The sequence below is a fragment of the Cryobacterium sp. TMT4-31 genome (assembly GCF_004403385.1).
GTDB lineage: Bacteria > Actinomycetota > Actinomycetes > Actinomycetales > Microbacteriaceae > Cryobacterium > Cryobacterium zongtaii.
The window spans coordinates 43,414-66,922 of the sequence record NZ_SOGI01000063.1; the positions used below are offsets into that span (position 1 = coordinate 43,414).

General features: G+C 68.3%; 16 protein-coding genes. 13 read left to right on the forward strand and 3 right to left on the reverse strand.

Annotated elements, in window-relative coordinates; genetic code table 11:
- Positions 1-14: 14 nt before the first annotated feature.
- Positions 15-1,919, forward strand: coding sequence for a glycoside hydrolase family 127 protein (locus E3T19_RS14555; RefSeq protein WP_134409171.1), 1,905 nt, complete (start codon positions 15-17; stop codon positions 1,917-1,919).
- A 231-nt stretch (positions 1,920-2,150) separates the two neighbouring features.
- Here the strand turns inward: E3T19_RS14555 and xylB are convergent, their stop codons facing one another.
- Positions 2,151-3,566 carry a xylulokinase gene (xylB, locus tag E3T19_RS14560; RefSeq protein WP_134409172.1) on the reverse strand — a complete coding sequence of 472 codons (1,416 nt, stop codon included), beginning with the start codon at positions 3,564-3,566 and terminating at the stop codon, positions 2,151-2,153.
- A gap of 184 nt (positions 3,567-3,750) precedes the next feature.
- The gene (locus tag E3T19_RS14565) at positions 3,751-4,881 is read right to left on the reverse strand and encodes a glycerate kinase (RefSeq protein WP_134409173.1); all 1,131 of its coding nucleotides are present in this window, start codon (positions 4,879-4,881) and stop codon (positions 3,751-3,753) included.
- A 157-nt stretch (positions 4,882-5,038) separates the two neighbouring features.
- Here E3T19_RS14565 and E3T19_RS14570 point away from each other — a divergent pair, with 157 nt between their 5' ends.
- Complete coding sequence (locus E3T19_RS14570) at positions 5,039-5,953, forward strand: aldo/keto reductase (RefSeq protein ID WP_134409174.1); 915 nt, start codon at positions 5,039-5,041, stop codon at positions 5,951-5,953.
- Positions 5,954-6,085: 132 nt separating this feature from the next.
- Here the strand turns inward: E3T19_RS14570 and xylA are convergent, their stop codons facing one another.
- Positions 6,086-7,276, reverse strand: coding sequence for a xylose isomerase (gene xylA, locus E3T19_RS14575; protein WP_088455103.1), 1,191 nt, complete (start codon positions 7,274-7,276; stop codon positions 6,086-6,088).
- Positions 7,277-7,754: 478 nt separating this feature from the next.
- On the opposite strand from xylA, the gene chvE reads away from it, so the two are divergent.
- The 11 genes from chvE (at position 7,755) to E3T19_RS14630 (ending at position 23,509) form a co-directional block, all read left to right on the forward strand.
- Positions 7,755-8,879, forward strand: coding sequence for a multiple monosaccharide ABC transporter substrate-binding protein (gene chvE, locus E3T19_RS14580; RefSeq protein ID WP_088455104.1), 1,125 nt, complete (start codon positions 7,755-7,757; stop codon positions 8,877-8,879).
- 125 nt (positions 8,880-9,004) lie between these two features.
- On the forward strand, positions 9,005-10,513 hold the full coding sequence (gene mmsA, locus E3T19_RS14585) for a multiple monosaccharide ABC transporter ATP-binding protein (RefSeq protein WP_088457834.1): 1,509 nt from the start codon (positions 9,005-9,007) through the stop codon (positions 10,511-10,513).
- 5 nt (positions 10,514-10,518) lie between these two features.
- The gene (mmsB, locus tag E3T19_RS14590; RefSeq protein ID WP_088455105.1) at positions 10,519-11,736 is read left to right on the forward strand and encodes a multiple monosaccharide ABC transporter permease; all 1,218 of its coding nucleotides are present in this window, start codon (positions 10,519-10,521) and stop codon (positions 11,734-11,736) included.
- A 60-nt stretch (positions 11,737-11,796) separates the two neighbouring features.
- Positions 11,797-13,014 carry an ROK family protein gene (locus tag E3T19_RS14595; protein ID WP_241980254.1) on the forward strand — a complete coding sequence of 406 codons (1,218 nt, stop codon included), beginning with the start codon at positions 11,797-11,799 and terminating at the stop codon, positions 13,012-13,014.
- A 167-nt stretch (positions 13,015-13,181) separates the two neighbouring features.
- A complete protein-coding gene (locus E3T19_RS14600; protein WP_134409175.1) occupies positions 13,182-14,195 on the forward strand; it encodes a LacI family DNA-binding transcriptional regulator in 1,014 nt (337 codons plus the stop codon).
- A gap of 131 nt (positions 14,196-14,326) precedes the next feature.
- Positions 14,327-16,666: an alpha-xylosidase gene (gene yicI / locus E3T19_RS14605; RefSeq protein ID WP_134409176.1), complete on the forward strand. Its 2,340-nt coding sequence runs from the start codon at positions 14,327-14,329 to the stop codon at positions 16,664-16,666.
- Positions 16,663-18,120 carry a GH1 family beta-glucosidase gene (locus E3T19_RS14610; protein ID WP_134409177.1) on the forward strand — a complete coding sequence of 486 codons (1,458 nt, stop codon included), beginning with the start codon at positions 16,663-16,665 and terminating at the stop codon, positions 18,118-18,120. Before yicI ends, E3T19_RS14610 begins: the two co-directional genes overlap by 4 nt.
- A gap of 97 nt (positions 18,121-18,217) precedes the next feature.
- Complete coding sequence (locus E3T19_RS14615; protein WP_134409178.1) at positions 18,218-20,233, forward strand: beta-galactosidase; 2,016 nt, start codon at positions 18,218-18,220, stop codon at positions 20,231-20,233.
- Between the two features lie 77 nt (positions 20,234-20,310).
- Positions 20,311-21,603: an extracellular solute-binding protein gene (locus tag E3T19_RS14620; RefSeq protein WP_166788889.1), complete on the forward strand. Its 1,293-nt coding sequence runs from the start codon at positions 20,311-20,313 to the stop codon at positions 21,601-21,603.
- The gene (locus E3T19_RS14625; protein WP_134409180.1) at positions 21,600-22,559 is read left to right on the forward strand and encodes a carbohydrate ABC transporter permease; all 960 of its coding nucleotides are present in this window, start codon (positions 21,600-21,602) and stop codon (positions 22,557-22,559) included. Before E3T19_RS14620 ends, E3T19_RS14625 begins: the two co-directional genes overlap by 4 nt.
- Positions 22,559-23,509 carry a carbohydrate ABC transporter permease gene (locus E3T19_RS14630; RefSeq protein WP_134409181.1) on the forward strand — a complete coding sequence of 317 codons (951 nt, stop codon included), beginning with the start codon at positions 22,559-22,561 and terminating at the stop codon, positions 23,507-23,509. The genes E3T19_RS14625 and E3T19_RS14630 overlap by 1 nt, the downstream gene beginning before the upstream one ends.

A 23,509-nucleotide genomic window follows, 5' to 3' on the forward strand; every position in this document is an offset into this window, starting at 1 on the left:
CCACAGGAGTCCTCATGCCCATCACCGGACCCGTCAGCCCCCTCGCCAGGGCACACAGCGTCCTCCGTCCGCTGCCCCTCGACGCGGTGAGCCTCACTGGAACCGGGCAGCTCGCCAGCTGGCAGCGGGTGAACCGGGACGCCACCCTGGCGCACTGCGTGCGGCAGCTCGAGGAGTCGGGGGCGCTGGCCAACCTGCGGATCGCGGCCGGCTTGGAGAGCGGGGTCTTCCGCGGCTTCGTCTTCGCCGACTCCGACGTCTATAAGGTGCTCGAGGCCATCGGCTGGGAGGCCGGGCGGGCCGGTGGCGGCGCCGAGGTGTTCGTCTCCTTCGTCGATGACACCGTGGCGCTGCTGCAGGCGGCGCAGCAGGACGACGGTTACCTGGACTCGTTCTTCCAGGTGGCCAAGCCCGACGAGAAGTTCGCCGACCTTCGTTGGGGCCACGAGCTGTACTGCCTCGGGCACCTGCTGCAGGCCGGGGTGGCGTGGCAGCGCACCCGTGCCCGCACCGACCTGCTCGAGGTGGGGCTGCGGTTCGCCGGCCTGGTCGAGCAGCGCTTCGGCGCCGGCGGCGTGGACGCGGTCTGCGGGCATCCGGAAATCGAGACAGCCCTGGTCGAGGTGTACAGGGTGACCGGGCAGCGGCGCTGGCTTGAGCTGGCCCAGCGCTTCATCGACCTCCGCGGCCACCGGAGCGTGGGCGAGGACCGGTTCGGCTACGGGTACTTCCAGGACCACGAACCCGTGCGCACGGTGCCCGGCGCCACCGGGCACTCGGTGCGCCAGCTGTACCTGGCCGCCGGCGTGGCCGACGTCTATGCCGAGAACGGGGAGCCGGAGCTGCTCGCCGCCCTCGAACGCATCTGGTCCGATGTGCACCGGAGCAAGATGTACGTCACCGGCGGGCTCGGCTCCCGGCACCGCGACGAGGCCTTCGGCGACCCGTTCGAGCTGCCGCCGGATCGGGCATACTCCGAAACCTGCGCCGCGATCTCCAGCGTGCAGTTCAACTGGCGGATGCTGCTGCTCACCGGCGAGGGCCGGTTCGCCGACGAGATCGAACGCGCGCTGTACAACGCCGTCGCCGGGTCGACCACGAGCGACGGCACCGCGTTCTTCTACTCCAACCCGCTGCAGGTGCGCACCCACCGGGACGGCGCACACGAGCAGGCTCCGGCCCGCCGGGTGGGCTGGTACGACTGCGCCTGCTGCCCGCCCAACCTGGCCCGACTGGTCTCGTCGCTGCAGCACTACGCGGCGACGACGGCTGCGGGCTCCCTGCAGCTGCACCTCTACGAAACCGGCACCATCGACCTCGGCGGGGTCGGCGGGGCGGCCACCGTGGCCCGGATCCGCACGGGTTACCCGGTCGACGGTGTCGTGGCGATCGAGTTCGACGCGCCGTTCACCGGTGGCGAGGTGGCGCTGCGGGTGCCCGCCTGGGCGGAGTCCTGGCGGCTGACCGTGAACGGGGAGGCGGCTTCTGCGGCGGTGTCGGCCGGCTACCTGCGGGTGCCGGGGGCGGGCATCCGCTCGATCGAGCTGGTGCTGGACATGCCCGTGCGGCTGCGGCGGGCACATCCGCAGGTGGATGCGGTGCGCGGCTGCGTCGTGGTGACGCGCGGGCCGCTGGTCTACGCGCTCGAACAGGCCGACCTACCCGGGTCGCTGGTGCTCGAGGACTTCGTCGTGGATGCCGCCGCCGCCGCCGAGCTGGGCCCGGTCGACGCGGATCTGGGCGTGCCGCTGGTGCGAATAACCGGGGCGCGGCGGGCGCCGGACGCGGGGGAGCTCTACCCGGTGGCTTCTGGCGACCGGTCTCCCGGCGGCGATGCCATCACCGTGACCGCGGTGCCGTACTACCGGTGGGGCAACCGCGCGCCCGGGGGCATGCGCGTCTGGATCCCCACCAGCTAGCCGTACCCCGCCATCCGCGCACTCGGCCCACCTCGCGAAAGCGGTGATGTGGTTGCTTCAGCTCGCGCGAGCTGACCGTTTCCCCGCTTTCGCGAAACAACCGCACCCTGCCCTCGGCCAATGAGACCCCAAGTAGGTCGCGAAAGCGGTGATGTGGTTGCTTCGGGTCGCGCGAGGTGACCGTTTCCCCGCTTTCGCGACACAGCGAACGTACGAAAGCGGGGTGCGGAGCTAGGCGCGGTGCGCGGCGTACTGGGCGCGGATGACCGGGCGGAAGTCCGGGGTGGGGTGCGCCTCGACCGCCACCGACCAGGCCGGGCGGGTGCCCGTGAGCGACCAGGCCGCCTGGGCGGCACCGCCGTCGGCGACGTACTCGCCGGGGGTGGGCACGGCCACCGGTGCATCGAACACCTGCGCGGCGATGAACTGCACGGCCGGGTTCTGCGCCGCTCCGCCGATCAGCAGGATGCGTTCGACGCTGACTCCCTGCGCGCGCACGGCGTCCAGCCCGTCGGCGAGGCCGCACAGCAGCCCCTCGATCGCAGCCCTGGCCAGGTTCGGCCGGGTGGTCGAGGTCAGGGTCATCCCGAACAGGGAGGCCGTGGCGTCGGGCAGGTTGGGGGTGCGTTCGCCCTCGAAGTACGGCTGCAGGACCAGGCCCTGCGCGCCGGGCTCGGCCTCCAGCGCGAGCTGGCCCAGTTCGTGGTGGTCGACGCCGAGCAGGCCGGCAATGGAGTCCAGAATGCGGGCGGCGTTGAGCGTGGCGATCAGCGGCAAGTGCAGCCCGCTGGCGTCGGCGAACCCGGCGACGGCGCCGGAGGCATCCTCGCTGGGCACCGCGGTGACGGCGAAGACCGTGCCGCTGGTGCCGATCGACACGATCACGTCGCCGGCCGCAGCGCCCAGGCCCAGGGCGGCGCCGGCGTTGTCGCCGGCTCCCACACCCACGACGAGACCGGCGGGAACCCCGGGCAGGGCCACCGTGGTGCCTGCGGTCTCGCCAGGGCCGAGCACCCGGGGGAGCACGGCGTCGTGGCCGAGCCCGCGCACGAGCAGCTCACGGTCGTAGTCATCGAGGGCGGCCGAGAAGTAGCCGGTGCCGCTGGCATCCGACCGGTCGGTGGTCAGCGCGGTCAGCACGGGGCCGAGCTCGCTCTCACCGGCCGGGCCGTAACCGCGCAGCCGCCAGCTGAGCCAGTCGTGCGGGAGGGCGACGGCGGCGACCCTGGCAGCGTTGGCCGGTTCGGCATCCCGCAGCCAGCGCAGTTTGGTGACGGTGAACGAGGCCACCGGCACGAGGCCGGTGCGGCGGGCGTATTCGGCGGCGCCGACCTCATCGATCAGGTCGGCGGCGGCCTGCGCGCTTCGGGTGTCGTTCCAGAGCAGGGCCGGGCGGATGACGCGGCCGTCCTCATCGAGCACGACCATGCCGTGCTGCTGCGCGGCCACCGACACGGCGGCGACGTCGTCGAGACCGCCGGCCTTCTCGACGGCGGCCAGCAGGGCATCCCACCAGGCGGCCGGATCGACCTCGGTGCCCACGGGATGACTCGCCTTGCCGGTGCGCACCAGCGCGCCCGTCTCGGCATCCCGCACTACTATCTTGCAACTCTGCGTCGACGAGTCGACTCCGGCAACCAGCGCCATGGCGCACTCCAAACCTCAAAAATCCGCGGTGGGTCGGCGGCGTCCTCGCCGTCGCCCGGGGGCTCACACATAAAATGTTCTGGGTCTAAACATATTCGGTCCAGCGGGGATGTTCAAACGCTTGCGGGCCCCCGCGGCATCACGCAAGGGGCTCCGTGCCGCCCGCAGCGGGCTGGCGGCACCCTCAGGTCAGGGTGAGCAGCCGGCAGACGGTGGCGACCGCGCGCTCCAAATTTGCCGCGCCATTGGCGAGGGCGCTGGGCAGGTCGGCGACACCCGGCACGATGGGCACCAGTGCGGCGAAGCCGTGGTCGTAGAGCACCTCGGCGCCGGGGCCGATCCGGCCTGCGAAGGCGACGACCGGGACACCGTGCACGCCGGCGGCCTCCGCAACACCCATCGGGGTCTTCCCGCTCAGGGTTTGGGCGTCGAGGCTGCCCTCGCCCGTGAACACGAAATCGGCGCCGGCGATCCGGTCGGCCAGGTGCACGGCATCCATCACGACATCCACACCGCGGCGCAGCTCGGCCGGGAAGAACGCCAGAAAGGCGGCCCCGAGTCCACCGGCGGCTCCGGCGCCGGGCTGGTTGGACACATCCGTGCCGGTCAGGGCGGCGATCACGGTGGCGTATACGCCCAGCGCGGCGTCGAGCTGGTGCACGGTGGCGGGGTCGGCGCCCTTCTGCGGGCCGAAGACGGCGCTGGCGCCGGCGGCTCCGAGCAGCGGATTCGTGACGTCACTGGCGATCTGGAACGTGCTGCCGGCCAACCGCGGGTCGACGGCGGACAGGTCGATCCGGTGCAGCCGTGCCAGGGCCGCACCGCCGCGCGGCAAGTCCGCACCGGCCTCATCGAGCAGGCGGGCGCCGAGGGCCTCGAGCATCCCGGCGCCACCGTCGTTGGTCACCGAGCCGCCCAGACCCACGATGAACCGCGTCGCACCACGGTCCAGGGCGTGGCGGATCAACTCGCCGGCCCCGTAGGAGCTGGTGATCTTCGGGTCCCGGTCGGCGACGGCGACCAGGTCGATCCCGGCGGCGGCGGCGATTTCGATGATGGCGAGGTGCTCGGAGCCGACGTAGCCGTACCGGGCCCGAACGGAACGTCCGAGGGCGTCGTGCACCGGGGCGCTGACGAGCACACCGTCGAGGGCATCGGTGAGGGCCTCCGTGGTGCCTTCCCCGCCGTCGGCCATCGGCGCGGCCACGCAGTCGGCGTCGGGAAACACCGACAGCACACCGCGTCGCATGGCGGCGACGGCCTCGGGCGCGGTCATCGATTCCTTGAACGAGTCGGGGGCCAGAACGAATTTCATGGGATTGATCCTCTGTGGAAGCGACGAACGCAGGGACGAGGGCGACCCTCTTCCCGCCCGGACGCCCGGTTCTCGACACGGTACCGCATGCCGATCCCCGGTTCGTCAGCGGGTTGTCGCTCCACGCCCCTCGGCAGAAACGGACTAGCCTCGCCTCATGGTTTCCCTTGATCCCCGGCCCACCGGCTCGCAGGCGCTCCTCCTGTCTCCTCTCACCCTCGGCACGTCCGGCTGGTCGCCGCGGAGTGCTGCCGAGACCAGCGCCACGGATGCCCTGGCCGCGTCCTGGGCGGCCGGCCGGCTCAGCACGAACGTCATCGACACCTCCAACATCTACGGCGACTCACACTCGGAAGGGGTCATCGGCAAGGCGCTGGCCGGCACTGTCGGCCCGGGACTGGTCGTGCAGACCAAGCTCGACCGCGACGTGGCGCGCAACGACTTCTCGGCGGCGCAGATGGAGAGATCTCTGCAGCAGTCGCTCGACCGGCTCGGCCTCGAATCCGTCGACATCCTTTTCCTGCACGATCCCGAAAACGTCGGCTTCGAGAGCGTCATGCAGCCCGGCGGTGCCGTGGATGCGCTCGTCGCCATGCGGGACCGCGGTGTGGCCCGGTACATCGGTATCTCGGGCGGACCTGTCGCGATGATGCGCCGCTTCGTGGACACCGGCCTCTTCGACGTCCTGATCAATCACAACCGCTTCACCCTGGTGGACCGCTCGGCGCTGGGCCTGTACCAGGCGGCCAGGGACCGGGGCATGATCGTGGAGAACGCGGCCCCGTTCGGCGCCGGGATCCTCACCGGCGACCCCCGGTTCGCCGGCACCTACGCCTACGGCCCGATCCGGCCGGAGACCCAGGCCGCCGTGGACGCCGTCACCCGCATCGCGGCCGACGCCGGGATCCCGCTGGCCGCGCTCGCCTTGCAATTCAGCCTGCGGCATCCGCTCGTCGACACGACCGTGCTGGGCGTGCGCACGAGGGAGCGCTTCGACGAGGCCGTCGCCCACGCCGCGATCGACGTGCCGGATGCGGTCTGGGCCGAGCTGGACACCATCCTCGCGAACTGAGAGAAAAGCACCCACAACTCGCGCGAAGGTGCTTACCTCACGGTTCGCGGGTGGGGGATGCGAGAAAGCCCCGGCCGGGAGAACCCGGCCGGGGCAGATGGTGCGGGTGGAACGGTCGAACGAACCTGCTGGTTAACGGGCGCCGAGCAGGTGCTCGAGGGCCAGCTGCTGCAGGCGAACGAAGCCGAAGCCCTTGCCACCGAAGTACTCCTCCGGAGCGAAGTCCTCGTAGGCGCTCTTGTCGGCCAGGAAGTCGTCGTAGCTCTCGCCGTCGGACAGAGTGGTCTGCGACAGTTCCGGCACGCGCGATGCGGCCAGCTGCTCCTGCACCTCGGGGTCGGCGCGGAAGGCCGCGGCACGCTCCTTGAGCAGCAGGTAGGTGCGCATGTTCGCGGCGGCGGAGTCCCAGACGCCGCTGATGTCCTCGGTGCGGCTCGGCTTGTAGTCGAAGTGACGCGGGCCGTCGTAGGACGGGCCACCGTTCGGGCCGCCGTTTTCGAGCAGGTCCACCAGCGAGAACGCGTTCTGCAGGTCGCCGTGGCCGAAGACCAGGTCCTGGTCGTACTTGATGCCGCGCTGACCGTTGAGGTCGATGTGGAACAGCTTGCCCTGGTAGAGCGCCTGGGCGATGCCGGCGGTGAAGTTCAGCCCGGCCATCTGCTCGTGACCGACCTCGGGGTTGACGCCGACGAGTTCGGGGCGCTCGAGGGTGGTGATGAACGCCATGGCGTGGCCGACCGTGGGCAGCAGGATGTCGCCGCGCGGTTCGTTGGGCTTGGGCTCGATGGCGAAACGGATGTCGTAACCCTTGTCGGTGACGTAGTCGCCGAGCAGGTTGACAGCCTCGCGGTAGCGGTCGAGGGCGGCGCGGATGTCCTTGGCCGCGTCGTACTCTGCGCCCTCACGGCCGCCCCACATGACGAAAGTCTTGGCGCCGAGCTCAGCGGCGAGGTCGAGGTTGCGCATGACCTTGCGCAGGGCGAACCGGCGCACGGCGCGGTCGTTGGAGGTGAAGCCGCCGTCTTTGAAGACCGGGGCGCTGAACAGGTTGGTGGTGATCATCGGCACGATCATGCCGGTGTCGGCGAGGACCTGCTTGAGACGGTCGATCTCCTTCTGGCGGGCGGCATCCGTGGAGCCGAAGGCGAAGAGGTCGTCGTCGTGGAAGGTGAGGCCGTATGCGCCGAGCTGAGCGAGGCGGGTGACGGCTTCGACGGTGTCCAGCTGCGGGCGAGTGGGTCCGCCGAACGGGTCAGACCCGTTGTATCCGATGGTCCACAGGCCGAATGAGAACTTGTCGGCGGGGGTGGGGGTGAGTGACATGACTGTGCTCCGATTCAGCTTCATTGGCGATTTGTTGCTATGACCAACATATTACACACCCGCGGCCCATCCGTACAGTTGCCCGCACGGGCCGCAGGAAAACCCCCGGCCACAACATATTCGCCGGAAGTCGGTTTTTGCGCCTCCTCCCGCCACTGACCCTGTCGAACGGTTTCGACGATTCCCGTCGCAATTAGAGCCCTCGAGGGGGTGCGTCATCATGCCAACCCCCCAAACAGGGGCATTTCCTGTTTTGCCCCTAGGCAAACCGAGAAGGTACGAGATAAGTTCTGTCCGTCAACAAAGGCCGCATTTGCGCGGTGGGTCAATCACAGCGATGTCCCGTTACAAGGAGGTAACCCTGACACGCGTTCGCCCAGTGCTGGGGGAGCGGGCGACAAGATTTCCTCCTCTGGCAGTCCACCGGCATACCGGTGACTGCGGTGACTGGCAGCTCTCAGAGAGGAAAGCTCCAACTATGTCCAAGACCAAGAAAATTCTCGCCCTCGCGGCCACAGGCATTTTCGCCCTGTCGCTCGCGTCCTGCGCCAGCGACGGTGAAACCACCGGAGGCGGCGATGCAGCCGCCGGCGGTACCGAGTGCAACGTCGGCATCTCGATGCCGACCCGCAGCCTGGAACGCTGGATCAACGACGGTGAGCAGCTCAAGGCGCTGCTCGAAGAGGCCGACTGCACCGTCGACCTGCAGTACGCCGACAACAAGACCGACCAGCAGATCAGCCAGATCCAGAACCAGGTCGCCGGCGGATCGAAGATCCTCGTTGTGGCCGCCGTCGACGGCCAGGTGCTCGCGCCGGTGCTCGCCGAGGCCAAGAAGCAGGACGCCACCGTCATCGCCTACGACCGCCTGATCAACGGCACCCCTGACGTCGACTACTACGCCACCTTCGACAACTACAAGGTCGGCCAGCTGCAGGGCCAGTTCCTGGAGACCCAGCTCGACCTGGCCAACGCGACCGGGCCGATCTCGATCGAACCGTTCGCCGGCAGCCCCGACGACAACAACGCCAAGTTCTTCTTCTCCGGCGCCTGGGACGTTCTGCTGCCCTACGTGGAGAGCGGCGTCCTCGTCGTTCCGAGCGGCCAGTCACCCGCCTCCAACGACGACTGGGCCTCGATCGGCATCCAGGGCTGGGCCAGCGACAAGGCGCAGTCCGAAATGGACAACCGTCTGTCGTCGTTCTACACCGGCGGCGACAAGGTCGACGTGGTGCTCTCCCCGAACGACAGCCTGGCCATCGGCATCATCGCCTCGCTGAAATCGGCCGGCTACGCACCGGGCACCGACTACCCGCTGATCACCGGACAGGATGCCGACAAGGCCAACGTCAAGGCGATCCTCGACGGTGAGCAGTCCATGACGGTCTGGAAGGACACCCGCACGCTCGGCGAGCAGGTGTTCACCATGATCGAGGAGATCGTGGCCGGCGACGAGGTCACCGTCAACGACACCGAGACCTACGACAACGGCGAGAAGGTCGTGCCGTCGTTCCTGCTCGACCCCGAGGTCGTCGTCAAGGACGATGTGCAGACCAAGCTCGTCGACTCCGGCTTCATCAAGGCATCGGATGTCGGCCTCTAACGAGCCGACCCTGGTCGGCCTGTTCGTTCCGAGCAGGCCGACCTCCTAGCCGGGCACCCGGGAAACCGGGTGCCCGGCCCATCAGCAAACAGGAGAGCGCAGTGGAGCATTCGATCATCCTCAGGATGAACAACATCGTGAAGGACTTCAATGGGGTGAAGGCCCTCGACGGTGTTTCCCTCGAGGTCACGAGGGGGCAGGTGCACGGCATCTGCGGGGAGAACGGCGCCGGCAAGTCCACGCTGATGAAGGTCCTCAGCGGGGTGTACCCGGCCGGCAGCTTCGACGGCAGCATCGAGTTCGAGGACCACGAGGTGGCCTACAAGACCATCAACGACAGCGAGCACGACGGTATCGTCATCATCCACCAGGAGCTGGCGCTGAGCCCGTACCTGTCAATCGCGGAGAACATCTTCCTCGGCAACGAGAACGCCACCCGCGGGGTGATCGACTGGAACAAGACCAACCGTGAGGCCGCCCTGCTGCTGGCCCGGGTGGGCCTGGACGAGAACCCGGCCACCAAGATCCTCGAGCTCGGCGTGGGCAAGCAGCAGCTCGTGGAGATCGCCAAGGCGCTCTCCAAACGGGTCAAACTGCTCATCCTCGACGAGCCCACCGCGGCCCTGAACGACGAGGACTCCACCCATCTGCTGGGCCTGATCGACCACCTGCGCACGCAGGGCATCACCTGCATCATCATTTCCCACAAGCTCAAGGAGATCAAACGCATCGCCGACACCGTCACGGTGATCCGGGACGGCAAGACCATCGAGACCATCGACATGGCAGGGCCGGATGCCACGGAGGCTCACATCATCCGCGCCATGGTCGGCCGGGACCTGAACAACCTGTTCCCGCCGCGGGAGCCCGCCGTGGGCGCCGAGGTGCTCAGGGTGGAGAACTGGACAGTGCACCACCCCGTCGACGTGGCCCGCAAGGTCGTCGACGGCGCCTCCTTCACCGTCAACGCCGGCGAGATCGTCGGCTTCGCCGGGCTGATGGGCGCCGGCCGCACCGAATTGGCGATGAGCATCTTCGGCCGCTCCTACGGCACCAACATCTCCGGGCAGGTCTTCAAGGACGGCACCGAAATCCAGATGCGCACCGTGGGGGAGGCCATCGAGCACGGCTTCGCGTACGCCACCGAGGACCGCAAACGCTACGGCCTCAACCTGATCGGCGACATCACCGTCAACGTGTCCGCGGCCGCCCTGGCCAAGCTGGCCAAGTACGGCGTGATCGACAAGCACCGCGAGTACAAGGTCGCCGACTCCTACCGGCAGAAGATGAACATCAAGGCGCCGTCGGTCACCTCGATCACCGGCAAGCTCTCCGGCGGTAACCAGCAGAAGGTGGTGCTGTCGAAGTGGATCTTCTCCGGCCCCGACGTGTTGATCCTGGACGAGCCGACCCGCGGCATCGACGTGGGGGCCAAGTACGAGATCTACGGAATCATCAACGAGCTCGCGGCGCAGGGCAAGGCGGTCATTGTGATCTCCTCCGAACTGCCCGAGCTGATCGGCATCTGTGATCGCATCTACGCGATCTCGGAAGGAAAACTCACCGGCGAGGTCGCCAAGGCCGACGCGTCGCAGGAAACACTCATGCACTACATGACCGCAGGAAAGGACTGAGCGCGATGACCACCACCACGCCAGCGAGCAAGGCGCCCACAGAACCACCCGTCAAGCGCCGGATGCCCAAGCTCTCGATCAACCTTCGCCAGTACGGCATCGTCGCCGCCCTGGCCGTGATCGTCATCCTGTTCCAGATCCTCACCGACGGGCGCCTGTTGCTGCCCGGCAACGTGAACAACCTCATCCAGCAGAACGCCTACGTGCTGATCCTCGCGATCGGCATGGTCATCGTGATCATCGCCGGCCACATCGACCTGTCCGTCGGCTCTGTCGTGGCCATGGTCGGCGCTGTCGCCGCGATCAGCATGAACAACTGGGGTCTGCCCTGGTGGGGCGCGGTCCTCGTGTCGCTGCTGGTCGGCGCCCTGGTCGGCGCCTGGCAGGGCTACTGGGTGGCGTTCGTCGGCATCCCGGCGTTCATCGTCACCCTGGCCGGCATGCTCATCTTCCGCGGCCTCACCCTGGTACTGCTCACCGGCGGAACCATCAGTGGCCTGCCCGCCGAATTCACCGCGATCGGCGCCGGCTGGCTACCGTCGTACCTGGGCGAACTGGCCGGGCGCGACGTGCTCACCCTGGCGCTGGGCATCCTCACCGCCGTGGCCCTGATCGTCTTCCAGCTGCGCACCCGCGCTACCCTGGCCCGGCTGGACCTGCCGCGCGAACCGCTCGCCTCGATGTGGACCAAGAACGGCATCGCCGCCATCGCGATCGTCTGGTTCGCCTGGTTGCTCAGCGACTACAGCGGCACCCCGATCATCCTGATCGTGCTCGCCGCCCTGATCCTGATCTACAACTTCGTGCTCAACCGCACGGTGTTCGGCCGCCACGTCTACGCCATGGGCGGCAACCTCTTCGCCGCCGTGATGAGCGGGGTGAAGACCAAATGGGTCAACTTCTACATCTTCGTGAACATGGGCGTGCTGGCCGGCCTGGCCGGTGTGGTCTCGACCGCGCGAGCCGGCGGCGCCGTCGCCTCGGCGGGCCAGAACTACGAGCTCGACGCCATCGCCGCCGTCTTCATCGGTGGTGCGGCCGTGCAGGGCGGCGTGGGCACCGTGGTCGGTGCCGTGGTCGGTGGTCTGGTGATGGGCGTGCTCAACATGGGCCTGTCGATTCTCTCGGTGGATGCCGCCTGGCAGATGACAATCAAGGGCCTGGTGCTGCTGCTGGCCGTCGCGTTTGATATCTTCAACAAGCGGCGCGCCGGAGGACGATAGCACTGACGCCACCCGGCGGTCCTCTGTCGGGCCCGCACCCGAAAGGACCGTGACCCACCCGTGAGCCAAGCGTCACCCACCCTGGGTGTTCGGGGCGGCACCAGCAACGACCAGCTCCGGCGGTACAACCTGTCGATGGTCATGACGATGCTGCACCACGCCGGTGGCTGCTCCCGAGCCGAGCTCACCAAGCGCACCGGACTGAACCGGTCGACGATCGCGGCCCTGGTGGCCGAACTCGTCGACCTGGGCATGGCGTTCGAGGTGGAACCGGAGAGCGTGGTGGGCCGGGTGGGCCGGCCCAGCCCGCAGGTGGTGCCGAACCCGGGGCTGGCCGCGATCGCGGTCAACCCCGATATTGACGCCATCACCGTGGGACTGGTGGGACTCGGCGGTGAGGTGATCCGGCGCATCCGTTTCGACACCACCCGGGTGCCCACCGTGGCCGAGGCCATCAACGCGGTCAAGGCCATCGTCGACGGCATGCGCGGTGAGATCGACCAGAGCTACAGCATCGCCGGGGTCGGCGTGGCGGTGCCGGCGCTGGTGAACTCCGCGGACGGCCGGGTGCTGATCGCCCCGCACCTGGGCTGGCGCGACGTCAACCTGGCCCGCGATCTGGCCCGGGTGCTGGACTACCCGGTCTTCGCCGGCAACGACGCCAGCCTCGGCGCGATCGCCGAGAGCATGTTCGGCGCGGCCCGCGGCATCAACGACCTGGTCTACCTCAACGGCAGCGCCAGCGGAATCGGCGGCGGCCTGATCATCGGCGGCACACCGCTCCGCGGCACCAGCGGCTACGCGGGGGAGCTGGGCCACACCCTGGTGAACAGCGCGGGGGTGCGTTGCCACTGCGGCCGGATCGGCTGCCTGGAGACCGAGGTGAGCATGGCCAGGCTTCTCGCGGTGCTGAAGCTGCCGCGCGCCGACCTGGACGACCTCGACATCGCGCTCGGCGTCTCCCGCGACCCGGCCGTGCTGGCCGAGGTGCGCCGGCAGATCGAGCTGCTCTCCGAGGCGATCTCCAACTTCGTGAACCTGTTCGACCCCGAGATGGTGGTGCTCGGCGGGTTCCTCGGCTCGCTGCTCTCGGTGGGCCGGGAACAGCTGACCGCGGCGATGATCGTGCGCTCCATGAGCAGCATCGGCCACACCGTGGCCATCGAGCGGGCCAGCCTGGGCTCGCACCTGATGCTCGTGGGCGCCGCCGAGCTGGCCTTCGCCGACCTGCTCGACGACCCGGCCGGCTTCGTGCGCGGTCGTGCCGCTCGTCGCTAGTTCGCTGATCTGACATTTGTCGTCAATCACCACAAACTACTTGCGGAAGCGAGGAAGTCTGCCGTAGGCTCCCTTGCGAGGCGGTCGAAACGTTTAGACACTTCGCTCGCCGCTCGGCTGCGTTTCCGCAATCGATCCCGCACTATCCGACCGACGATGGAGTCCAGGTGGCCAACATTCACGACGTGGCACGTGTCGCCGGAGTGTCGATCAGTACGGTGTCCTACGCCCTCAGCGGTAAGCGTTCGATCGCGGCATCCACTAAACAGCGCATCGACCAGGCCGTTCTCCAGCTCGACTACCGGGCCAACGCCGGCGCGCGGATGCTCAAGGGCGCGCGCACCCAGATCCTCGCGTTGAGCGCTCCGCTGCATGCCGGCACCCACGCCCCGGCCCACATGGCCTTCGTGCTCTCGGTGGTCACGGCCGCCCGCCTGTACGACTACGACGTGCTTCTGCTCACCCAAGACGAAGCAACCGTGGGTCTCCGCCGGGTGGCGCGCAGCTCCCTGGTCGACGGCATCGTGCTGTTGGACGTCTCCACCGCCGATCCCCGTACCGACCTGGTGCGCGAGCTCGGCCTGCCGGCCACGGTGATCGGCATCCCCAGTGACACCGCCGGCCTCACCTGTGTCGACCTCGACTTCGAACAGGCCGCGGTGCTGGCCGTTCGCCGGCTGGTCGACCTCGGCCACCGCGAGATCGGCCTGATCGGCCAGGCGCCGCTCGTCTATGAGCGTGGCTCGAACTTCCCGCCGCGTTTCCGGGACGCCTTCCTGGCCGAAGCCGCCCGGCTGGGCATCACCGTGGCCTTCACCCCGGCCGCCGAGGAGTCGGCCGGCGTGCGCGCGGCCGTCGAGCACGTGACGGCCGCTCTGCCCGGAATGACCGGGCTCGTGTTGCACTGCAACGAACCCGTGCAGTCCATGGTTCTCGACGTGCTCAGCCAGCGCGGCATCAGCGTGCCGAACGACCTCTCGGTCATTTCGGCCTGCTCCAGCTTCTCCACCGACCATCTCAACCCGCCGCTCGACGTGATCCCGCTACCCGCTGACCAGTCCTGCACCCGAGCAATCGAGCTCACGATGGCCCAGTTCGCCGGAGACGCCGAGCCCCACGTCGAGTACATCGAGCCGACCTACGTCGAGCTCGGGTCGACCGCCCCCGGCCCGCATCGATAGAACCTCGGAAATACCCTCAGAGTCTTCGCGCCGTCGAAACGTTTCGAAATGCGATCGAGAACCGTAGAGCCCAGCAGCACCACCCAACGCACCCTCACCAGGGGCATCACCGCAGGAGCAGTCAAGTAGACATGAAATTCACCGATGGTTTCTGGCACACCCGTCCCGGCGTCACCGCGTTCTACGCGCAGGAGGCCTACGACATCGAACAGGTGGGTGCCGCCCTGCGGGTCTCCGCCCCGACGAAGGTGATCGAACGTCGCGGTGATGTGCTCAACCGCGCCATGCTCACCGTGACGCTCTCGTCGCCGCTGGAGGGCATCGTCAAGGTGCGCGTGGAACAGCACACCGGGACCACAACCGGCCCGGGTTTCGAGCTCGTCGGCGCCGAGCCGGATGCCGGCGACATCGCGATCGACGCCACCGGCGGCACCCTCACGGCCGGCCCGCTCACCGCACGCATCGCCCCGGGTGCTCCGTTCAACCTCAGCTTCGAGGCCGACGGCCGCACCCTCACCGAGAGCGGCCACAAGTCGATAGGGCACATGCAGCTCGCCCCCGGGGCCCCCATCGCCGCCGAACCGGCCGGCGTCTCCGGCGTCACCACCACCGGGCTCGCACCGGCACCCAGCTACACGCACGCACAGCTCTCCCTCGGCGTGGGCGAACTGGTCTACGGCCTGGGCGAACGCTTCGGCCCGCTGATCAAGAACGGCCAGACCATCGACATCTGGAACGCCGACGGCGGCACCTCCAGCGAACAGTCTTACAAGAACGTGCCGTTCTACCTCACCAACCGCGGCTACGGCGTGCTGGTCAACCACCCCGAGCACGTCTCCTTCGAGGTCGGCACCGAGGCCGTCGAACGGGTGCAGTTCTCCGTCGCCGGTCCTGCCATCGAATACCTGGTGATCTACGGGCCCACTCCCAAGCAGATCCTCGAGCGTTACACCCGCCTCACCGGCCGCCCCGCGCGGGTGCCGGCCTGGTCGTACGGCCTATGGCTGTCGACCTCGTTCACCACCCAGTACGACGAGGCCACCGTGAACAGTTTCATCGACGGCATGGCGGAGCGTGACCTGCCACTTTCTGTCTTCCACTTCGACTGCTTCTGGATGCGCGAATTCAACTGGACCGACTTCGAGTGGGACCCGCGGGTGTTCCCGGACCCCGAGGGCATGCTCGCCAGGCTGCACGAGAAGAACCTGCACGTGAGCGCCTGGATCAACCCCTACATCGCCCAGCGAGCCGGCATCTTCGCCGAGGCCGCCGCCGCCGGCTACCTGGTGACGAAGGCCAACGGCGACGTCTGGCAGTGGGACCTCTGGCAGGCCGGCATGGCACTTGTGGACTTCACCAACCCCGCCGCCGTCACCTGGTTCCAGGACAAGCTGCGCGGCCTCTTCGCACAGGGCGTCGACGCCATCAAGACCGACTTCGGCGAACGCATCCCCACGGATGTGGTCTGGCACGACGGCTCGTCGCCCGAGGTGATGCACAACCTGTACACCCAGCTCTACAACAAGGCCGTCTTCGAGGTGCTCCAGGAGCACCGCGGCGAGGGCGATGCGGTGCTGTTCGCCCGCTCCGCCACCGTCGGCGGCCAGATGCAGCCCGTGCACTGGGGCGGAGACAACTCCTCCAGCTACGAGTCCATGGCCGAGACCCTACGCGGCGGGCTCTCGCTGGCCTTCAGCGGCTTCGGCTACTGGAGCCACGACATCGGCGGCTTCGAGGGCATGCCCGACCCGGCCGTGTTCAAGCGCTGGCTGGCGTTCGGCCTGCTGTCCAGCCACTCCAGGCTGCACGGGTCCACCAGCTACCGGGTGCCGTGGCTCTTCGACGAGGGCCGGGAGGAGCCCGGCCAGAGCGCCGTCGACGTCACCCGGGTGTTCACCAAGCTGAAGCTGACTCTGATGCCCTACCTCTACCAGGTGGGCCTGGAGGCACACCGTCTCGGTGCCCCGTTCATGCGGCCGATGCAACTCGAGTTCCCCGGCGACCCCGCCGTGGACTACCTCGACCGGCAGTACCTGCTCGGCGCCGACCTGCTGGTGGCCCCGGTCTTCAGCGAAGCCGGCGACGTGCAGTACTACCTGCCGGCCGGCACCTGGACGAACTACCTGACCGACGAGGTCGTCACCGGTCCCGTTTGGCGCCGGGAGACGCACGCGTTCGACAGCATCCCGCTGTGGGTGCGTGGGGGAGCGGTGCTGGCCACCGGTTCCCGCGACGACAGGCCCGACTACGACTACACCGACCAGACCCTGCTCACGGTCTACCCGGGCGAGTCGGCCGGCATCCGAACTGTCGAAGTTGCCAACCCGCTCGACGGCAGCTTTGTCACCTTCACCATCACAGTTTCCCGCGACGACACCGTCGTGACCAGCGATTCGGATGCCCCCTTCCGGGCCCGCCTCGCCGGCGGCGACATCCTCTCCTCCACCGACCGAAAGGCCACCCTCCGATGAGCATCATCGAGCAGAGCACCACGCAGGCCTCACCCGACTACCGCGACGCCGGCCTGACGTTCCCGGACTCGTTCATCTTCGGCTCCGCCACGGCCAGCTACCAGATCGAGGGCGCCTTCGACGAGGACGGCCGGGGCCCCTCGATCTGGGACACCTTCAGCCACACCCCCGGCAAGATCTGGAACGGCGACACCGGCGACGTCGCCTCCGGCCACTACCACCGGCTCGACGAGGACCTCGACATGATGGTGACGCTGGGCCTGCAGGCGTATCGGTTCTCCATCGCCTGGTCACGCATCCAGCCCACCGGCCGCGGCCCGGCCAACCAGGCGGGCCTGGACTTCTACGGCCGGCTGATCGACGGGCTGATCGCCCGGGGCATCAGCCCGATCGTCACCCTCTACCACTGGGACCTGCCGCAGGCCCTCGAGGACGAGGGCGGCTGGACCAACCGGGCCACCGCGTACGCGTTCGCCGACTACGCGGCGATCCTGGGCGCGGCATTCGGCGACCGAGTGGACACCTGGACCACCCTGAACGAACCGTGGTGCTCCGCCTACCTGGGCTACGGTTCCGGCTCGCACGCGCCCGGCCGCACCGACGGCGCCGAGGCGCTCACCGCCGTGCACCACCTCAACCTGGCGCACGGCCTGGCGATCCTGGCGCTCAAGCCGCTGGTGACCAACGACCCCGACTTCTCGATCACCCTCAACCTGCACGTGCTGCGCGGCGAGGGCGAGACCGGGCCGGAGGCCGTGCGGCAGATCGACGCCCTCGCCAACCGGGTGTTCCTGGGCCCTCTGCTGACCGGCGCCTACCCGGCGGATGTCTTCGAAGACACCAAGGACATCACCGACTGGGCGTTCATCCTGCCCGGCGATACCGAGATCATCCACCAGCCGCTGGACGTGCTCGGCGTCAACTACTACTCCACCACCCTGGTTCGGCTGTGGGACGGGGCGGCACCGCGCCAGAACGCCGACGGGCACAAGGATGTCGGTGCCTCGCCGTGGCCCGGCGCCGACAGGGTCGAGTTCCTCGCCCAGCCCGGCCCGTACACCGAGATGGGCTGGAACATCGAACCGGCCGGCCTCGAGGAGCTGCTCGTGGCGCTGCACGAGGAGTTCCCGGCGCAGCCGCTGATGGTCACCGAGAACGGTGCGGCGTTCGCCGACACGGTCGTGCAGACGGAGGACGGACCCCGCGTGCACGACGTGGACCGCACCGACTACCTGCGCCGGCACTTCACCGCCGCGCACCGCGCACTGGCCCGCGGCGTCGACCTGCGCGGCTACCAGGTGTGGTCGCTGATGGACAACTTCGAGTGGGGCTACGGCTATTCCAAGCGGTTCGGCATCGTGCACGTGGACTACGACACCCTGGTGCGCACCCCCAAGGACAGCGCCCACTGGTACGCGGCCCTGGTCGCCACCCGCACCCTGCCCCTCCCCTAACCCCACACACCAGCCCGCGAACTGTGAGCTTTGCCCCAGAAATCCTCGTTTTTCGAGGTACAGCTCACAGTTCGCGGCACGTACGGATGGATATACCTTGAGCGAGTTCGTGTACGGCGGCGACTACAACCCCGAGCAGTGGCCCGAATCGGTGTGGGCGGAGGATGTGCGCCTGATGCGTGAGGCGCACGTCAACCGGGTCACCGTCGGGGTCTTCTCCTGGTCGTCGCTCGAGCCCGAAGAAGGCCGGTACGACTTCGGCTGGCTCGACAGGGTGATGGACCTGATGCACACCAACGGGATCGGGGTGGTGCTCGCCACCCCCACCGCGTCGCCGCCGCCGTGGTTCACCTTTGCCCACCCGGAGGCCCTGCCGGTCACCGCGGACGGCGTGCGCCTGGTGCACGGCAGCCGGGACACCTACAACCCGGCCGCCCCGGCGTACCGGGATGCCGCGCGGCGGATCGCCGGCGCGCTCGCCGAACGGTACGGCCGGCATCCGGCGCTGCGAATGTGGCACGTGCACAACGAGTACGGCACGGTCTCGTACGGCCCCGAGACGGACCGGGCGTTCAGGCTGTGGCTGGCCGAGCGCTATGGCACCGTGGCCGCGCTGAACAGCACCTGGAACAGTGCGTTCTGGTCGCAGAGCTACGCCACCTTCGAGCACATCCTGGCGCCGCAGGCTACCCAGTACCTGCCGAACCCGGCGCACCTGCTCGACTTCAAACGGTTCTCCGCCGACACTCTCCGCGACGCGCTGCGCGAGCAGGTCGCGGTCATCCGCGAGCTGAGCCCCGGCGTGCCGGTGACGACCAACTTCATGCTGCCCAGCTGGAACCACTACGACCAGTGGGATTTCGCCGCCGAGATCGACGAGGTGTCGATCGACCACTATCCCAGCGCCCGCGACATCGAAGGGGAGACCCACGTGGCGTTCGGCGCCGACGTGGCCCGCTCGTTCAACCAGGGCCGACCCTGGGTACTGATGGAGCAGGCCACCAGCCTGATCTACGACTACGCCGCCGCGCGTCTGTTCGCCAAGGACCCAGGCCGGCTCGAGCGCAACACCCTGCAATACCTGGCCAGGGGCGCCACCGGCAGCCTGTTCTTCCAGTGGCGTTCGCCGCGGGTCGGCGCGGAGTTCTTCCACTCGCCGATGGTGCCGCACGCGGGGGAGGACACCCGGGTGTTCCGCGAGATCGTCGCCCTCGGGCACACCCTCACGTCGTTAGCCGAGATCGCAGAACCGCCCGCGGACGGCCGCCGGGTGAACGACGCCCGGGTCGCCATCGTCTGGGATTCCATCGCCTGGTGGGCCGCCGAGACGCGCGCCTTGCCCTCCGACGACCTCGCCTTCCTGCCCGCCGTGCGCGCCGTGCACCGGGCGCTCTGGTGGCAGGGCGTCTCCTGCGACGTGGTGCGGCTCGATCAGGACCTCTCCGGCTACGACCTGGTGCTGGTGCCGAACAAGATCGCCGCCTCCGACGCCGAGGCCGAGACGCTGCGCGCCTTCGTCACGGCCGGCGGTCACGCGGCGGTCTGGTTCTTCTCCGGCACCACCGACGAAAACCTCAGCGTGCGCCCCGGCGGCTTCAGCGGCGCCTTTGCCCCGCTGGCGGGCATCCGCGTCGAAGAGCACCACCCGCTCGCCGCCGGCGAGACCGTGCAGCTCTCCGACGGGTCGCTGGCGGATGCCTGGGCCGAAGACCTGCAGGTCACCGGCGCCGAGGTGCTGGCCACCTTCACCCACGCTCCGCTGGCCGGCGGGCCGGCGATCACCCGCAACCGGCTCGGCGCCGGCACCGTGCACTACCTGGCCACCCGGCTGGATGCCGCGGCGCTCGGCGACCACATCGGCCGCATCCTCGCGGAGGCCGGCGTGACGCCGGAACACCCGCAGGCCGGCGACGGGGTCGAAATCGTACGCCGCTACGCCGGCACCCGCAGCTACCTCTTCGTCTTCAACCACGGAGAGAGTCCCCGCACGGTCGACCTGAACGGCTACGACCTGCTCACCGACGCGCAGCTCTCCGGCGACATCGAGTTGGCCCCCGCCGCCTCGATCGTGCTCCGCGAGGATGCCCTGCCGGATGCCCCGCACCACCCCTGATGTCACCCAGCCAGGCGGTTCGCAGTCGAACCGCCTGGCACAGCCACAGTCCCGTGGCACACCCAGAAAGGATGCCAATGATGGCACTCAACCGCTCTCTTCGAACCTTCGGCTCCGCCGTCGCCCTCACGGCAGCGTCCGCGCTGTTGCTGGCCGGCTGCTCCTCCTCCGCCGGCTCCGACACCGGCGCCGTCACCCTCGAATTCTGGGGCTGGGCCCCCGGCCTTGAGACCGCGGTCGAAACCTGGAACGACACCAACCCCGACATCCAGGTCGAATTCTTCCGGATGACCGGCGACGACGGCGCGAAGATCCCTCCGGCCATCGACGCGGGCACCGCACCGGATGCCGTGCAGATGTCCGTTCACTCGCTGCCCGGCCACATCATCAACAACCGGCTGATCGACATCGGTGAGTACACCGACGGCCTCGACGCGTCGTTCACCGCCAGTTCCTGGAAGGGCGTCGAGTTCGGCGACGGCGTCTACGCCATCCCGCAGGACTCCGGCCCCACCGGTCTGATGTACCGCTCCGACATCTTCACCCAGTACAACCTCGCCGCGCCCACCACCTGGGACGAGTACCTGGAGACGGCCCGCGCGCTCAAGGCCGCCAACCCCGACATCTACATCGGCCAGTTCTCGCCGAACGAGATCGGCCTCTGGACCGAGCAGGTCTGGCAGAACGAGGGCACCTTCAACACCATCGACGGCGACGCGTGGACCGTGGAGGTCGACAACGACAAGAGCCAGGAGGTCGCCGCCATCTGGCAGACCCTCGTCGACGAGCAGCTGGTCAAGGTGGTCGACATGTGGACCCCGGAGTACTGGGCCGAGGTCAACGCGGGCACCATCGCGAGCATCAACTACGCCGCGTGGTTCCCGGCCCTGCTGGCCGAGAACGCCGCAGACCTGACCGGCAAGTGGTCGGTCGCACCGTCGCCCACCTTCGCGGGAAGCGATGCCGCCGGTGAAACCGGTGGTAGCGTCGACGTGGTTCCCACCGGAACCGAAAACGTGGAGCAGGCCGTGGAGTTCCTCACCTGGCTGAACAGCTCGGACGAATCCCTCGACATCCTGATCAAGGAGGGTGGGCTGTTCCCGACCGCGCTGGCCGGTCTCGACAATCCCGCCATGCTGACCGAGCAGGAGTTCTTCGGCGGTCAGGTCATCAACGAGGTCTTCATCGACGCGGCCAAGAACGTGCCGAGCAGCTGGGTCGACGGTCCGAACTACGACATCACCCAGGATGCCCTCAAGGACGAGTTCGCCAAGGTCGGCACGGGTGCGCAGACCTTCGCCGAGGCCCTGGACGCGGTGCAGGCGCTGACCGTGACCAACCTCAAGGACAGCGGTCTGAGCGTCAAATGACCTCCTCGACCCTGACGGCGCCTCCCGGCGCCCCCGCAGCATCCCCCCGCCGGCGCGGCACCCGCGCCGGCGGGGGGATGCGGGTGGCCCCGTATATCTTCCTCGCGCCCTTCATGCTCTCGTTTGTGGTCTTCATGATCCTGCCGATCGTGGTGGCGCTGTACACGAGCTTCTTCCAGGTCAAACGCAGCGGCCTCGGCTTCGGCGGCGACAACGACTCGATGTTCGTCGGCTTCGACAATTACGTGCAGGCGTTCGCCAACTCGGCCTTCATGGACAGCTTCGGCCGGGTGCTGCTCTTCGGCGTCGTGCAAGTGCCGATCATGCTGGCACTCTCCCTCCTGCTGGCGCTCCTGTTCGACTCCGCCGTGGTCAAGGCCAAACGGTTCTTCCAGCTCGCGGTGTTCCTGCCGTATGCGGTGCCGTCCGTCGTGGCCGCCCTGATCTGGGGATTCCTGTACCAGCCGCGGGTGAGCCCGATCGTGGAGGGTCTGGCAGACCTCGGCGTCTCGCTGGACTTCCTCGGCCCGGGCACCGTGCTCTGGTCGATCGCCAACGTGGCGGTCTGGTCGGTCACCGGCGTCAACATGATCATCCTGTTCTCCGCCCTGCAGACGGTTCCCCGCGAAATGTACGAGGCCGCCCGCCTCGACGGGGCCAGCGAATTCCGGATGGCCATGCAGATCAAGCTGCCGATGATCTACCCGGCCCTGATGCTCACCACGTTGTTCTCGATCATCGGCACCCTGCAGCTGTTCAACGTGCCGATGACCATGCGCTCGGTGACCTCGAACATCTCGGGCAGTTACACGCCGAACATGGCGATCTTCTCGGCCACCACCCTCGGCGGAAACATCAACCTCGGTTCGGCGATGGCCATCATCCTCGGGCTGGCGACCTTCGTGCTCTCGATCGTGGTGTCCATCATGACCAACCGAAAGAAAGGGAAGGCATGATGACGCAGGTCACAGTCACGTCCTCGCCGCCGCCCGTGCGTGAGGCACGCTCCCGGCGGGCCGCCCAGAAGGCCGGCTCCTCCCGGCCCTCGGTCCTGGCCGAGGGCGAACGCCCCAGTCGGGGCGCCCGCATCGCCGCCTGGATCTTCATGGGCGCGATCACCCTGTACTTCCTGGTGCCGGTGTACTGGCTGATCGTGGCATCCACCAAGAGCACGGCCGAACTGTTCAGCACCCCGGGTTTCGTGTTCTCGAACTTCAACCTGATGGAGAACCTCGTTGACCTGAGCACCTACAACGACGGCATCTTCTGGCGCTGGATGGGCAACTCGATGATCTACTCGGGGCTCGGCTCGATCGCGATGACGTTCGTCTGCCTGATCTCCGGCTACGCGCTGGCGATGTACCGCTTCAAGGGGCGCACCATGGTGCTCGGTGCGGTGCTGGGCAGCATGCTCATCCCTCAGACCGTGCTGGCCCAGCCCACCTACCTGTTGCTGGTGGAGCTCGGGTTGAACAACACCATCTGGGGCATCTTGCTGCCCAGCCTGGCCTACCCGTTCGGCGTGCTGCTCGCCTTCGTCTTCGCGCAGTCGGCTATGCCGATGGAGTTGCTCGAGGCCGCCAGGCTCGACGGTGCCAGCGAGTGGCGGGCGTTCTTCTCGATCGCCCTCAAACTGCTCAGCCCCGGCGGCGTCACCATCTTGTTGTTCGCGTTCATCGGCAGCTGGAACAACTTCATGCTGCCGCTGCTGGTGCTCAGCGACGCCCGGCTGCAACCGGTCACCGTCGGGCTGTCGGGCTGGAGCCAGGCCTCCATCACCATCCCCGGCCTGCAGACCCTCGTGGTGATCGGCTCCCTGGTGTCGATCATCCCGATCATCGTGGTCTTCGTGTCGCTGCAGCGGTACTGGAAAACCGGCCTGGCCGCCGGCGGGGTGCGGTTCTAG

Excerpts from the sequence above, each read along its gene's own strand:
- E3T19_RS14555 (WP_134409171.1), top strand. The coding sequence starts at position 15 with ATGCCCATCACCGGACCCGTCAGCCCCCTCGCCAGGGCACACAGCGTC.
- xylB (WP_134409172.1), bottom strand. The coding sequence starts at position 3,566 with ATGGCGCTGGTTGCCGGAGTCGACTCGTCGACGCAGAGTTGCAAGATA.
- E3T19_RS14565 (WP_134409173.1), bottom strand. The coding sequence starts at position 4,881 with ATGAAATTCGTTCTGGCCCCCGACTCGTTCAAGGAATCGATGACCGCG.
- E3T19_RS14570 (WP_134409174.1), top strand. The coding sequence starts at position 5,039 with ATGGTTTCCCTTGATCCCCGGCCCACCGGCTCGCAGGCGCTCCTCCTG.
- xylA (WP_088455103.1), bottom strand. The coding sequence starts at position 7,276 with ATGTCACTCACCCCCACCCCCGCCGACAAGTTCTCATTCGGCCTGTGG.
- chvE (WP_088455104.1), top strand. The coding sequence starts at position 7,755 with ATGTCCAAGACCAAGAAAATTCTCGCCCTCGCGGCCACAGGCATTTTC.
- mmsA (WP_088457834.1), top strand. The coding sequence starts at position 9,005 with ATGAACAACATCGTGAAGGACTTCAATGGGGTGAAGGCCCTCGACGGT.
- mmsB (WP_088455105.1), top strand. The coding sequence starts at position 10,519 with ATGACCACCACCACGCCAGCGAGCAAGGCGCCCACAGAACCACCCGTC.
- yicI (WP_134409176.1), top strand. The coding sequence starts at position 14,327 with ATGAAATTCACCGATGGTTTCTGGCACACCCGTCCCGGCGTCACCGCG.
- E3T19_RS14610 (WP_134409177.1), top strand. The coding sequence starts at position 16,663 with ATGAGCATCATCGAGCAGAGCACCACGCAGGCCTCACCCGACTACCGC.
- E3T19_RS14620 (WP_166788889.1), top strand. The coding sequence starts at position 20,311 with ATGATGGCACTCAACCGCTCTCTTCGAACCTTCGGCTCCGCCGTCGCC.
- E3T19_RS14625 (WP_134409180.1), top strand. The coding sequence starts at position 21,600 with ATGACCTCCTCGACCCTGACGGCGCCTCCCGGCGCCCCCGCAGCATCC.
- E3T19_RS14630 (WP_134409181.1), top strand. The coding sequence starts at position 22,559 with ATGACGCAGGTCACAGTCACGTCCTCGCCGCCGCCCGTGCGTGAGGCA.